Below are 12,781 nucleotides of genomic sequence, written 5' to 3'. Positions count from 1 at the left end.
AGCGTGTAGAAGTGCAGCTTCTCGACGCCCTCCGACAGCAGGGTGTCGCACATCTCGGTGCAGAGCGCGGTGGCCAGCAGGTCCTGCCGGTCGTCGCGGATCGCCTTGTCGAAGGCCTCGTCCAGCCAGGCGGGGATGGCGGTGCCGCAGGCCTGGGCGAAGCGGCGCAGGCCGGGCCAGTTCTCGATCGGCAGGATGCCGGGCACGATGGGCGCCCCGATGCCGGCCTTGGCGCAACGGTCGCGGAACCGCAGGAAGGTCTCGGGCTCGAAGAAGAACTGGGTCAGCGCCTCGGCAGCCCCGGCGTCGATCTTGCGCTTCAGCCAGGCGATGTCGGCGTCGCTGTCGGCGGCCTCGGGGTGCTTCTCGGGGTAGGCCCCGACGCGCAGGGTGAACTTGCCGGTCGCGGCCAGGGCCTCGATCAGCTCGATCGAGTTGGCGAAGCCGCCGGGGGTAGGGGTGAAGGCCCCTTCGCCCTTGGGCGGGTCGCCGCGCAGGGCGACGATATCGGTCACTCCGACCTCGGCGAAGCCCTCGGCGATGGCCAGGGTCTCTTCGCGGGTGGCGCTGACGCAGGTCAGGTGCGCGGCAACGTTCAGCCCGGTGTTCTTGTGCAGCGTGCCGACGGCATCGCGGGTCAGCTCACGCGTGGTGCCGCCCGCCCCATAGGTCACCGAAACGAAGCGCGGCATGAGCGGAGAGAGCACCTGCACGGTATCCCAGAGGCGGAACGACGCCTCGAGGTTCTTCGGGGGGAAGAATTCGAAGGAAACGGCGGGAACGGACATGGATCTCTCCTGATGAAACTTCGTTCTTGTCGCTTATCGGGTAAAATGAGACAACTTCATAATTCTCACGATAATCATGAGGTGGATTGCAAGTGCATCTTGAGCTGAGACATCTGCGGACGATCCGCGCCATTCATGAGACCGGCGGGCTGCAGCGCGCGGCGGAAAGCCTTCACATCACCCAGTCGGCGCTGAGCCACCAGATCAAGGGGCTGGAAGACCAGGCCGGGATGGAGCTTTTCGTGCGCAAGACCAAGCCGATGCGCCTCTCGGCGGCGGGGATGCGGATGTTGCGGGTGGCCGAGCGGGTGCTGGAAGAGATCGAGGCGCTGGAGGCCGAATTCGACAGCCTGCGCGATGGCAGCGCCGGGCGGCTGCATATCACGCTGGAATGTCATGCCTGCTACGACTGGCTGCTGCCGGTGCTGGAACTCTTCCGCCGCGCCTGGAGCGACGTCGACGTCGACATCCGTCCCGGCCTTGCCTTCAACGCCATGGAGGCGCTGGAACGCGAACAGGTCGACGTGGTGATCACCTCGGATCCGGCGGACATGCCGGGCATAACCTTCTCGCCGCTCTTTGACTATTCGCCGGTCTTCGTCGCGGCCGCCAGCCATCCGCTGGCCTCGAAGAAGCTGATCACGGCAGAGGATCTCGTGGGCGAGACCCTGTTGACCTACCCGGTCGACCGCAGCCGCCTGGACGTCTTCAAGATGCTGCTGGCCCCGGCCGGGATCGAGCCCGCGCAGCAGCGCAAGGTCGAGCTGACCGAGGTGATCCTGCTGCTGGTCGCCTCGGGGCGCGGTGTCGCGGTGCTGCCCGACTGGGTGATGCGCGAGGTGCGCTATCACCCCGACTACGTGACCAAGCCGATCGGCGACGGCAAGATGACCCGGCGCATGTATGCGGCCTGCCGCAGCGAGGACGCGGTGAAGCCCTTCATGGCCCATTTCAACCGCCTCGCGCGGACCGAGGCGGTGAAGTTGCAGGCCGACGCCCGGCGCTGAGCGGCGGCGCGGTCGCGTTGCGGCGACAGTTTGCCTGAATTGCAAGGGCCGCAGGGCCTTGGCAAGGTGCCCTCGGGCGTCTATACGCGCCACTCGTACAACGGAGCCAGCCCCATGTCCTTCAGCGCCAATCTCAACATCATGATGAAAGCCGCCCGCAAGGCGGGCCGGTCCCTCGTGAAGGATTTCCGCGAGGTCGAGAACCTGCAGATCTCGGTCAAGGGGGCAGGTGACTTCGTCAGCCGCGCCGATATCGCGGCCGAGAAGATCCTGAAGGAAGAGCTGATGGGCGCGCGCCCCAACTACGGCTGGCTGGCCGAAGAGGGTGGCGAGGAAGAGGGCGAGGATCCGACCCGGCGCTGGATCGTCGACCCGCTGGACGGCACCACCAACTTCCTGCACGGCATGCCGCACTGGGCGATCTCGATCGCGCTGGAGCACAAGGGCCAGATCGTCGCCGGGGTCATCTACGACGCCGCCAAGGACGAGATGTTCATGGCCGAGAAGGGCGAGGGCGCCTGGATGAACGACATGCGGATCCGCTGCTCGGGCCGGATGCGGATGATCGAGGCGGTCTTCGCCACCGGCGTGCCCTTCGCCACCTCGCGCCACCTGCCGGCAACCCTGAAGGACCTGGCCCGGCTGATGCCGGCCTGTGCCGGGGTGCGTCGCTGGGGTGCTGCCTCTCTCGACCTGGCCTATGTGGCCGCTGGCCGCTACGACGGTTTCTGGGAACGCGGCCTGAAGCCCTGGGACCTGGCCGCGGGCCTGGTCATCGTGCGCGAGGCCGGTGGCTTCATCGAGCCGGTCAACCCCGAGGGCGACATCCTGGCGGACGGCGCGGTGCTCTGCGCCAACGAACCCCTGTTCGACAAGTTCTCGAAGATCATCCGCGACCAGTAAGGCGCGCGGCGCTCAGCCCCAGGGATCGCGGGGGCGGCGGCGACGGACACGTGGAATGACGCTCTGGCTGCCGGCCGGGGCGTCTTTTTTCTTGGACCGCCGCACCGTCGGCACGCTGGAGCGCGAGAAGCTGTACTGCGCCTCGGGGTTCGGCGGGCGGCCGTGGGTCCGGTTCCAGAAGGCCGGGCCGCCGCGCTTGAAGAAGGTGGGCAGGGTCAGCACGAAGCCCACCAGGAAGCCCCCGGCATGGGCCCAGTAGGCCACGCCGCCACCGGTCGGATCCGCGCCGACCCCGTTGAACAGCTGCATGGCGAACCACAGGCCCAGCATCAGCCAGGCTGGCACCGGCACGATCTTGAAGATCACCACGATGATGAACAGGATATCCACCTTCGCCTTGGGATAGAGCAGCAGGTAGCCGCCCATCACCCCGGCAATGGCCCCCGAGGCGCCCACCGTGGGCACCATCGAACCGGGCGCCGAGATCACATGGGTCAGCCCGGCCCCGATCCCCGAGGCCAGGTAGAAGGCCAGAAAGCCCAGGTGGCCCATCTCCTCTTCCAGGTTGTCGCCGAAGATCCACAGGAACAGCATGTTGCCGGCCAGGTGCATGAACCCGCCGTGCAGGAACATCGAGGTGAACAGGGTGGCGGCCCCGTCTCCCTCGCTGAGGCGGGCGGGGATCATGGCGTAGGTGCCGAAGAAGGCGTTGATCGCCTGCGCGTCCCCCATGATCCCGGCATAGCTGAAGAATATCAGCACGTTGGCCGCGATCAGCAGGTAGGTGACGAAGGGCGTCCCGTCAGAGGGATTGTGGTCGCGCAATGGAAACATGGCGAATAGCTGGTCCGACCCGTGCCGCAGGTCAAGCGCAAACTTCAGCCCCGGGCGCGCCCGCGCCGGACCGGCATGACCGCATGCGTTGGCGGTCGCGCCGGGATCCCGGAGGGAGGGCTCTGCTCACCCAGCCTCTCGACCCCCGGGGGGCTCCGGGGGATGGCGATACGTGCACGCGCGGCACCCGCGTCGGAATGGCCGCTCTGCAACGCTTGTCGGGTCGCTCGGCGCCACTGAAGGGCAGTCCCATGATCCCGGCTACGTCGCTGCGGCAACACTCACCGCATTCGCGGAGCGCGATTCGCTGCGCCGCGGGACAATCAGGGCGGTCGCGCCGGTCAATAGCCGTAGATTGGCCACTTATCCGCGATTTCCCGTCACCCCCCGTGAATAGGGGGGATGAATTGTTGTCAGGGTTGTCGGGTCGGTGGTAGTCGCCGCTCTATTGCGTTGTTTTTGGAAATGACGGTTCGAGCATGTCAGAGATAATCGAGATTACCTTGCTGGGAGAATTGCGCATTCGCGCCGGGGATCGCGATCTGGCGTTGCCGGCCTCGCGAAAGGCGCGTGCATTGCTGGCATTCCTGATTGCCACGGGGCGTCCGCATCGCCGCGAGCGCTTGTGCGAGCTGTTATGGGATCTGCCCGATGACCCGAAGGCGGCGCTGCGCTGGGCCCTCAGCAAGCTGCGTCGGGTGGTTGATGGCGACGAGGCTCCGCGCATTCTTGCGGATCGCGAGCGGGTGGAGTTCCGACCTCTCGATTGCCGTATCGACCTGGCGCAGATCCATGCGGTGCTGGCCGGGCCCGAAGCCGAGGACCGGCCCGATGTGCTTGAACCGCTGGCCCGGGCGCTTGGTCAGCTATTCCTGGATGGTCTGGACGGGGCTGGTGACGAAAGCTTCGATGCCTGGCTGCGGGCCGAGCGCGAGGACGTTCTGGCCGCCCGCTCGGCCGTGCTGAGACGACTGGTCTCGGCCCCGGCCACCCCGCGCCTGGCCCGAGAGAAATGGCTGCGGCTTTGGCACGACCTTGATCCCGAAGCGTCGGCAGAATGGCAGCGAAGCGCGGCGGCGCAGTCGTTGCGCGAGGTGCTGCCCGCGGATGAGCCGGCGCGGGAGCCGGTGCCGGCAGCAGGAGGCCGCCTCCGCCCGGCGTCGGTAGAGGGACATCTTGGCAGGGGGCGGGAGCTTGCAAGGCTGGATCGCGCCCGTGCCCGGGCCCTGCGCGCGCAACGCATCGGCTTTTGCGACGTGGCCGACGGCACCAAGATCGCCTATGCAACCATCGGCGAGGGGCGGCCCATCCTGAAGGCGGCGAACTGGCTGAATCACCTCGAGTTCGACTGGGCCAGTCCGATCTGGGGGCGCAGCTTCGCCGCGATCGCCCGCAACCGGACCTTCATCCGCTACGACGAACGCGGTTGCGGCCTGTCGGATTGGGGCTGCGGCGATCTCAGCTTTGACGCTTTCGTCGAGGATCTCGAAGCGGTGGCAGACAAGCTGGGGCTGGAGAAGTTTCCGCTGATCGGCATCTCGCAGGGGGCGGCAGTCTGTATCGAATATGCCGTGCGTCACCCCGAAAGGGTGACCGGGCTGGTGCTGCTGGGCGGCTACGCGGCCGGGTGGCGGCACCTGGCCAGCGCTGAAGAGCAGGCCCGGCGCGAGGCGGTGCTGACCCTGACCGAGCTGGGCTGGGGCACCGACAACCCGGCCTATCGGCATATCTTTTCGCAGACTTTCATGCCCGAAGCCAGCGCGGCGGATCTGGCCTGGTTCGACGATTTCCAGCGCCAGACCACCTCTCCGTCGAATGCGGCCCGCTTTCAGGAAGCCTTCGGGCGCATCGACGTGCGCCACCGGCTGCGCGAGGTCCGGGTGCCGACGTTGGTACTGCATTCCCGTCATGACCAGCGTATTCCGCTGGAGACCGGGCGTGAACTGGCGGCGGGCATTCCCGATGCGCATTTCGTTCCGCTGGAAAGCCGCAATCATATCCTGATGGATCGCGAACCCGCATGGCGTGATGCGATCGAGGCGGGGGTCCGGTTCTTTCAGGAAAAGCGCCTTTGACCCTTCAGCCCCTTTGCATCGCCCTGAACTTCGTGCGAAAGCTTTACGGTGCGGCGGGCGTGGCGAAATTGGTAGACGCACGAGACTTAAAATCTTGCGCCTTAAGTGGCTTACGGGTTCGAGTCCCGTCGCCCGCACCAAATTGGTCAGCCTCGTGCCGAGATCGCCGGGGCTGCACTTGAAGCCGCCTTCGTTCCCTCACCTGCGCCTGCGCCCGTGTCGCCCACATCGAAGGCCCTGACGAAGAGTGTCCTACCCGGCCAGAGCGCTTTGCGTGCCAGCCGGTAGAGCGTGGCGCACAGGGCCTGCAGCGACTGACCTGCGGTTTGCGCTCTGCATTGCAACCCGTTCCCGGGTCCGCTGACCGGTCCGCTATGCCTGGGGCGAAGCGCCGCCCATTAACGGCACTGCGGCTGTGGCGCCCGGATCATGATGCGCGACGAGAGTCCTCCTGTGCGCCGCCGGACCAGTCGCCGCCCCCCTTGGCGATGCGGAAGGTCGCTGTTCTGTCTCCCAGGGCGGCGCTTTTCTGGGACAGGCTGCGCGTGGCGTCGGCGGTCTCGATGGCCATGGCGGCATTGCGCTGTGTGACCTGATCCAGATTGGTCACGGCGCTGTTGATCTCTCCGATCGTCGTGGACTGCTGTTCGATTGTCTGGGCCACCTCTTTTACCAGGTCGTTTACCGCGTCGACACGAGTGAAGATGCCCTTCAGTTCCGTGCTGGTCCGGGCGACGAGGGTCGAACCATTGGTGACGTAATTTGAGCTTTCGTCGATCAGAACCCTGATTTCGCGGGCGGAATCCGCGGTGCGGCTTGCCAGCGACCGCACCTCGGAGGCGACCACGGCGAAACCATAGCCTGCCTCGCCGGCGCGAGCTGCCTCGACCCCTGCGTTCAGGGCCAGAAGGTTGGTCTGGAAGGCGATATCGTTGATCACCGAGAGGATGTCGGCGATTGCCTTGGAAGAGCTTTCGATCTGCTCCATCGCGGCGGTCACCTCCTGCACCAGGGCGCCACTGGTCTCGGCCGCACTGCGGGTCTCGCTGGCGGCCTGCGAAACCCGTTGGACGTTGCTGGCCGAGACGCGGGCGCTGGCATCGAGTTCCTCGATGGCGGCAGCGGTTTCCTCCAGCGTGGCGGCCTGGCTTTCGGTCCGCCGCGAGAGGTCGTCGGTGGTCTTGCCGATATGCTGGCTGACGGTCTCGAAGTCAGAGGCGAAGCCCTGGACCTCGGCGAGGGTCGCGCTGAAGGTTTCCATCGAGCGGTTGAAGGCATTGGCGAGCGCATCCAGGTCGGGGATGCCTGCCTGAGGGATGCGGTCGGTCAGGTTGCCGTGACTCAGACTTTCCAGCCCTTGGGCCAGGCGTTCGATGGCATTGCGCCGGCGGGTCACATCGGTCGCGATCTTGGTGACACGGACGACCTCGCCCCGTGCGTTGCTGACCGGGGCATAGGTGGCCTGGATCCAGATCCGCCGACCGCTGCGGGTCAGGCGCGGATACTGATCGCTGAGCGCTTCGCCGGCGCGAAGCCTGTCCCAGTGCGCGCGGTACTCCGCGCTGGCGACGAAATCAGGTTCGACGAAGATCGAATGGTGTTGACCGACGATCTCTTCCGCAGTGCATTCCAGCGCCGCAAGGAAATTGCGGTTTGCGCCCAGGATGATGCCACTGGGCTCGAAGTGGATGACCGCCTGGGTTTCCTCGACGATCTTCAGGACAGCAGCGTCGCTGTCGGACAGGGTCTGCCCCCGGGGTCCGCCCCAAAGTCCCATGCACTTACCTCCGGCATTGACGGGTCTTGTCTAGGGATCTGATCTTACATGCGGGTTAACACGGGCTTGCCCTCGGCGCCCCTTTCCACGCAATTCGACCTTTTCGTCCGGGGGAAGGGGCGCCCCCGGGGCAGGACCGTTGAACGGCAGGCAGACCGGGGGCGCGGCCCGGAAGGTTCAGACCTCGACAAGGGTGCCGAGCGCTCCGAAGAGCGCCGGGCCCGTGCAGGTCACCACCTGTCGCCTGGTCGGATCGGCGAGGTCGAAGGGGCTGGCGTGGCCGCCGGCCTCGGTCACCAGAAGGCGCCCGGCGAGGCAGTCCCAGGCGGAGAGCTCGGGTTCGTGGAAGCCGGCATAGTGCCCGGCCGCCACCAGCGCCAGCGACAGCGCCGCCGAGCCATTGCGCATGAAGCTGGCCTCGGCCGAGGTCAGCCGCGCCACGACGGTGCCGATGCGGGCGGCATGGACCGGCGCACCTGGGCCGCAGGCGACGACCTGACCGGCCAGATCCGTCGCGGTCGAGGCCCGCAGGCGTTGCGGCGCCTGGTCGGCGGTCTCGAGCCAGGCGCCCCGGCCCGCCTCGGCGCGATAGAGACGATCCCGACAGGGTTCGGCGATCAGCCCGGCGACGGTGCGCCCCTCGTGCAGCACTGCCAGCACCACGGTCCAGCTGGGCAGCCCGTGCAGGAAGGGCATGGTGCCGTCGATGGGGTCGATGACCCAGGTCCAGCCCGAGGTGCCGGCTTCCAGCCCACGCTCTTCGCCGAGGATGGCGTCCTCGGGGAAGGCCGAGGCGATCTCGTGGCGCAGCAGGTCCTCGACGCTGCGGTCGGCCTGGCTGACCGGATCGCCGGGGCCGGTCTTGGTCTCGACGGAGAGGGCGCCGAGGTCGTGGAAATGCTCCAGCGCCAGGTCGGCGGCACGGGCGATGGCGAGGCGCGCGCAGTCAAGGCGCGCGGCTTGGTCTTGGTCGGTCATTGGGTCAGGATCTTGCCGTCGAGTTGCGGCGTACGAGGTCGACGCCGATGGTGGTGAGGCCCGGTCGGGCGTTGCGGTCGGCGATGCAGGTCAGCAGGGCCTGCAGGGTGGCCTGGGTCAGCGCCTCGACCGGCTGGCGGATGGTGGTCAGGTCGTAGGCGTCCCAGCCGGCCTCGGCGATGTCGTCGCAGCCCACCACGGCCAGGTCGCGCGGGATCGAGACGCCGTGGCGGCGCAGGTGGTCCATGAAGCCGAGCGCCAGGAAGTCGTTGGCGCAATAGGCGCCATCGGCATCGGGGCGGCGGGCGAGGAAGGCGGCGCCGGCCTCCTGCCCGCCGGCATAGTTCTGCGCCTCGCCGAAGACGGTGTCGACCAGCTCCAGGCCCAGGCGCGGCAGGTGGGCGACGAAGGCATCGCAGCGCAGGTCGATGGTGTAGGAGGGCAGGCGCTGGCGGGCCAGGACCACGCGGCGGCAACCGGCTTCGGCCAGGGCCTCGGCGGCGAGGCGGCCCGCGGCCCCGGTGTCCTGGGTCACATTGGCGACCCGCCCGCCCATCTCGGCCTTGTTGACCAGCACCAGCGGCACGTCATGGCGGGCGCATTCGGCGGCGATCTGATGCGGTGAGGCATCCGAGGTCACGATGGCGCCCGAGACGTTGTAGTGCAGCATCATGTCGATGGCGCGCCGGGTGTCCTCGCCGCGCGAGGTGGGCAGCAGGAAGGGACGGTAGTCCGCCGCCACCAGAGCCCGGCCCAGGCTGTCGACCAGACGGGCGCGCAGCGAGTGGTCCATGTCCGACACGACGAGGCCGATCAGCCGGGTGCGCTGCTCCTTCAGGCTGCGGGCGAGGAAGTTGACCCGATAGCCCAGGTCGCGGGCCGCCTGCAGGACCTTCTCGCGCGTGTCGGGCGCAACCGAGGCGCCCTCGGTAAAGGTGCGCGACACGGCCGAGCGCGACACGCCGGCCAGCTGGGCCACATCGCTGGCCGTCACCGCCCCGCGCGGTTTCTCTGCGCTCATCTCACGCCACTTCCGAGGGGCGATGCCCCTCTGCCTGTCCCTGCCTGCGCAGAGCTTCCAGAAGCAGGTCGGCGCGGTCAAGGTTGATCATCTCGGGGCGCAGCGCGGCGATACGGTCGAAGACCGCCCTGTCGGGGGCGCCAAAGTACTGCAGCATCGGGATGATCCCGCGCTTTCGGCACAGCGGGGCCTCGCGATCCCAGCGGTCAAGCATGATCTCGCAGATCTGCGGTGCGACCTCGTCGATCATCTGCTCGACGGAGGCATGGCGCGAGATGTTGGACTTGATCAGTGCCTCGGGGGCCAGGGCGCGCAGGGCCGTCATCCAGCCCATGTCCCCGCACCAGAAGAAGCAGTCGCGCTGGAAGCCCATCTCGCAGACCAGCGCCCAGATCTTTTCGACGCTGGCGGCCTTGTTCTCGATGTACATCCGCTTGCCGAGGGATTGGCAGAGGGTGATCGCCTCGCGCAGGGTCTGCATGCGCTGACCGGCGAAATGGGCATCCTTCCAGCTGCCGATATCCAGTGCCTTCAGCTCGGCCAGGGTCATCCCGGCGATGGCGCCGGAGCCGTCCGAGCAGCGGTCGACGCTCGAGTCGTGATGCACGACGATCTCGCCATCGGCGGTCTCGTGGACGTCCAGCTCCAGCCAGTCGCAGCCCATGTCATAGGCCAGCAGCGCGGCGGCTTCGGTATTCTCGGGCGCGATGTGGTTCATGCCGCGATGACAGACGAACTGCACCTCGGGGAATTCCCCGGGACGGCGGCCGCGCATCAGCTCGGGCTGGTCGGTGCAGATGCCGAGGGCAGGGAGCTTTTCGAGGTCTGCCAGCACCGAAGGGCGTTCCTCGTGCCAGAGGACGAGGCCGAGATCCCGCGCGCCGAGGGCCGCCAGCAGGTCGGGCGTCACCAGATCCTGCGGGCGGTCGCCGGCGCGCTCCCAGCAGAGATGCACCGTGTCGGCGCCGCTTTCCGCCGCGCGTTCCAGCGGGTCTTCCCCGATCCGCACCAGCACCGAGACCGGCCACTTGCAGCCCGCCGCGATGGTTTCCCGCACCATGGCACTGTCGAAGGACCCAAGCGCCGCGGCCCCGAAGCCCTGCAGGAGCGGCAGGGCCGCGGGGCCGGCACCGGGGGCCTTCAGCTCGATATAAAGACCGCAGCCGCGGGCTTTCGCCAGCGTCAGAATCTCGTCAAGCGTCGGCACCCCGGGCACGGCGGCGCGCAGATCGGCGAAGGGGGTTTCGCTGATCTGCAGGTCGGGGCCGAAGACATGCGCGGTCGAGGCATCGTGGCAGGAGACCGGCACGCCGTCGGCGGTCAGCCGCAGGTCGATCTCCCACATGTCGGCGCCGAGGTCGGCGGCGATCTCGTAGGCGCGCAGGGTGTTTTCGACCGCATGGGCCTGCGCGCCCCGGTGGGCGATGCAGGCGGGGCGGCCTTCGGGTTTCGGGAAGGGCAGGCGGGGCTGGTGGCGCGGGATCATGGCGTCGATCACAGGCGCTCTCCGGTCTCGGCAAAGACCAGCATGGCCTCGGTGTCGAGGTTGAAGCTCACCGCATCGCCGACCGACAGGTCCTGCCGCACCGGCTGGATCGAGCGCAGCATGGCGCCGTTCTCCAGCAGGATGTCGAAAAGGGTTTCGCGGCCCTGGGGTTCGATGAAACGCACCTTGCCACGCAGCGGCACGCCCCGGGACTGGCCGAAATGCTCGGGGCGGATGCCCAGGGTGACGGCATGGCCGCCGGGCAGGGCCTCGAGCCGGGCGGGCAGGGGCAGCTTCAGCCCGTCCAGATCCACGTCGCCACGCCCGTCGGTCACGCCCTCGAGGAAGGTGATGGGCGGGTTGCCCAGGAAGCCCGCGACGAAGCGCGACACCGGCGCGCGGTACATCTCGGTCGGGCTGTCGATCTGCAGGATCTCGCCCTCGTTCATGATGGCGACGCGGTCGCACATGGACATGGCCTCGACCTGGTCATGGGTGACGAGGATGGCGGTGATGCCGGTCTCTTGTTGGATGCGGCGGATTTCCGAACGCATCTCAAGGCGCAGCTTGGCGTCGAGGTTGGCGAGAGGTTCATCCAGCAGCAGCACGGCGGGCCTGCGCACGATGGCGCGGGCCAGGGCGACGCGCTGTTGCTGGCCGCCGGACAGCTCTGCCGGCTTGCGGTTCAGCAGCTTCTCGATATGGACCAGCTCGGCGATGGCCCGCACTTCGCGCTTGATCGTGGCGCGGTCCTGGCCGGCGACTTCCAGCGGGAAGGCGATGTTCTCGGCCACGGTCATGTGCGGGTAAAGGGCGTAGTTCTGGAAGACCACGCCGACGTTGCGCTTCTGGCTGGGCAGGTCGCTGACGTCGCGGTCGCCGAACAGGATGCGCCCGCCCGAGACCCGGTGGATGCCCGCGATGGCGAACAGCGTCGTCGACTTGCCGCAGCCCGAGGGGCCGAGCAGGGCCAGCATCTCGCCGTCGCGCACGGTCAGGTCCATGTCGGCGATCACGTCGGTGTCGCCGAAGCTCTTGGTGAATTTGTCGAGGGTAAGTTGCATCAGCCTTTCGTGCCTCCGCCGAAGATGTTCATGAGCCGGTTCTGGAAGACCACGAAAAGGATCAGCACAGGCAGGGTGTAGAAGATGCCCACCGACTTGAAGATGTTGAAATTGTAGTCCGCCGCATCGGGGATCGAGGCGTCCTGGAGGAAGACCGAGAGCACCTGGAAATCGGCGCCGGGGGCAAGGATGCGGGGCAGCAGGTATTCGCCCCAGCCATCGAGGAAGGCGAAGACGCCGAGGGCGACGAGGCCCGGTTTCACCTGCGGCAGCACCAGCCGGCGCCAGACGGTGAAGCGCGAGGCGCCATCCTGCACGCCGGCCATCTCGATTTCCCACGGCACGGCATCGTAGAAGCCCTTCATGATCCAGATGCCGAAGGGCAGCATCAGCGTGCCCTTGACCAGGATCACCCCGATCATCGAGTTGTAGAGCCCGGTGAAGTTCAGCACCAGGAAGGTGCCGATCAGCAGGGTCACCGCCGGGAAGGCGTGCATCACCAGCACCGAGGCCAGGAAGAAGCGCCGGAAGGGCAGGTTCAGCCGCGACATGGCGTAGCCGCCGGTCGAGGACAGCACCAGCGTGGTCACGACCATGGTGAAGGCCAGGATCAGCGAGTTCTTGGTGGCAATCCAGACGTTCCCGACAAGGGAGAAGTCGTAGAGGAAGCGCCAGTGCTCCAGCGTGAACTCGTAGGGGATCAGCGAGGTCGCCGGGGCATTGCTGAAGCTGTCGACCACCAGGAAGGCGTACATGACGACCAGCGGCAGGGTGACCAGGCCGAGCACCGCCAGCACCGGGATCATCGAGAAGTTGCGGGTCATGGAGGTTTGGGGTTGGGAGGATCC

The 12,781-nt window shown here is 67.4% G+C and carries 11 protein-coding genes and 1 tRNA gene; 4 read left to right on the top strand and 8 right to left on the bottom strand.

Annotated elements, in window-relative coordinates; all coding sequences use genetic code 11:
* Positions 1-788: methylenetetrahydrofolate reductase [NAD(P)H] (gene metF, locus OS124_RS25110; RefSeq protein WP_010141127.1), on the bottom strand; the 788-nt coding region annotated here is incomplete at its 3' end.
* 92 nt (positions 789-880) lie between these two features.
* Here metF and OS124_RS0117415 point away from each other — a divergent pair.
* The gene (locus OS124_RS0117415) at positions 881-1,795 is read left to right on the top strand and encodes a LysR family transcriptional regulator (RefSeq protein WP_010141126.1); all 915 of its coding nucleotides are present in this window, start codon (positions 881-883) and stop codon (positions 1,793-1,795) included.
* Positions 1,796-1,909: 114 nt separating this feature from the next.
* A complete protein-coding gene (locus tag OS124_RS0117410; RefSeq protein WP_010141125.1) occupies positions 1,910-2,698 on the top strand; it encodes an inositol monophosphatase family protein in 789 nt (262 codons plus the stop codon).
* Positions 2,699-2,710: 12 nt separating this feature from the next.
* Here OS124_RS0117410 and OS124_RS25105 read toward each other — a convergent pair whose 3' ends face one another.
* Positions 2,711-3,532: a rhomboid family intramembrane serine protease gene (locus tag OS124_RS25105; RefSeq protein ID WP_040607476.1), complete on the bottom strand. Its 822-nt coding sequence runs from the start codon at positions 3,530-3,532 to the stop codon at positions 2,711-2,713.
* Positions 3,533-4,107: 575 nt separating this feature from the next.
* Between OS124_RS25105 and OS124_RS0117400 the strand changes: the two genes are divergently transcribed.
* Together OS124_RS0117400 and OS124_RS0117395 are read left to right on the top strand one after the other, a co-directional pair.
* Positions 4,108-5,607 (top strand): alpha/beta hydrolase, encoded by a 1,500-nt coding sequence (locus tag OS124_RS0117400; RefSeq protein ID WP_010141123.1) that lies wholly within the window; start codon positions 4,108-4,110, stop codon positions 5,605-5,607.
* Between the two features lie 53 nt (positions 5,608-5,660).
* Positions 5,661-5,747: transfer RNA gene (locus OS124_RS0117395), tRNA-Leu, on the top strand.
* Between the two features lie 287 nt (positions 5,748-6,034).
* Here the strand turns inward: OS124_RS0117395 and OS124_RS0117390 are convergent.
* The 6 genes from OS124_RS0117390 to OS124_RS0117365 form a co-directional block, all read right to left on the bottom strand.
* On the bottom strand, positions 6,035-7,384 hold the full coding sequence (locus tag OS124_RS0117390) for a methyl-accepting chemotaxis protein (protein ID WP_010141122.1): 1,350 nt from the start codon (positions 7,382-7,384) through the stop codon (positions 6,035-6,037).
* Between the two features lie 177 nt (positions 7,385-7,561).
* A complete protein-coding gene (locus OS124_RS25100) occupies positions 7,562-8,362 on the bottom strand; it encodes an inositol monophosphatase family protein (RefSeq protein ID WP_010141121.1) in 801 nt (266 codons plus the stop codon).
* Between the two features lie 4 nt (positions 8,363-8,366).
* Positions 8,367-9,383, bottom strand: coding sequence for a LacI family DNA-binding transcriptional regulator (locus OS124_RS0117380; protein ID WP_010141120.1), 1,017 nt, complete (start codon positions 9,381-9,383; stop codon positions 8,367-8,369).
* A gap of 1 nt (position 9,384) precedes the next feature.
* Positions 9,385-10,881, bottom strand: coding sequence for a glycerophosphodiester phosphodiesterase family protein (locus tag OS124_RS27575; RefSeq protein WP_010141119.1), 1,497 nt, complete (start codon positions 10,879-10,881; stop codon positions 9,385-9,387).
* Entirely contained in the window at positions 10,878-11,933 is a 1,056-nt protein-coding gene (locus tag OS124_RS0117370; protein WP_010141118.1) for an ABC transporter ATP-binding protein, read from the bottom strand. Before OS124_RS0117370 ends, OS124_RS27575 begins: the two co-directional genes overlap by 4 nt.
* Entirely contained in the window at positions 11,933-12,757 is an 825-nt protein-coding gene (locus tag OS124_RS0117365; RefSeq protein ID WP_010141116.1) for a carbohydrate ABC transporter permease, read from the bottom strand. The genes OS124_RS0117370 and OS124_RS0117365 overlap by 1 nt, the downstream gene beginning before the upstream one ends.
* Positions 12,758-12,781 lie beyond the last annotated feature (24 nt).

It is taken from the genome of Oceanicola sp. S124 (assembly GCF_000220565.1).
In the GTDB taxonomy this organism is placed as follows: domain Bacteria; phylum Pseudomonadota; class Alphaproteobacteria; order Rhodobacterales; family Rhodobacteraceae; genus Pseudooceanicola.
The sequence above is the reverse complement of the archived record's forward strand: the minus strand, read 5'-3'. Positions and strand labels throughout refer to the sequence as shown.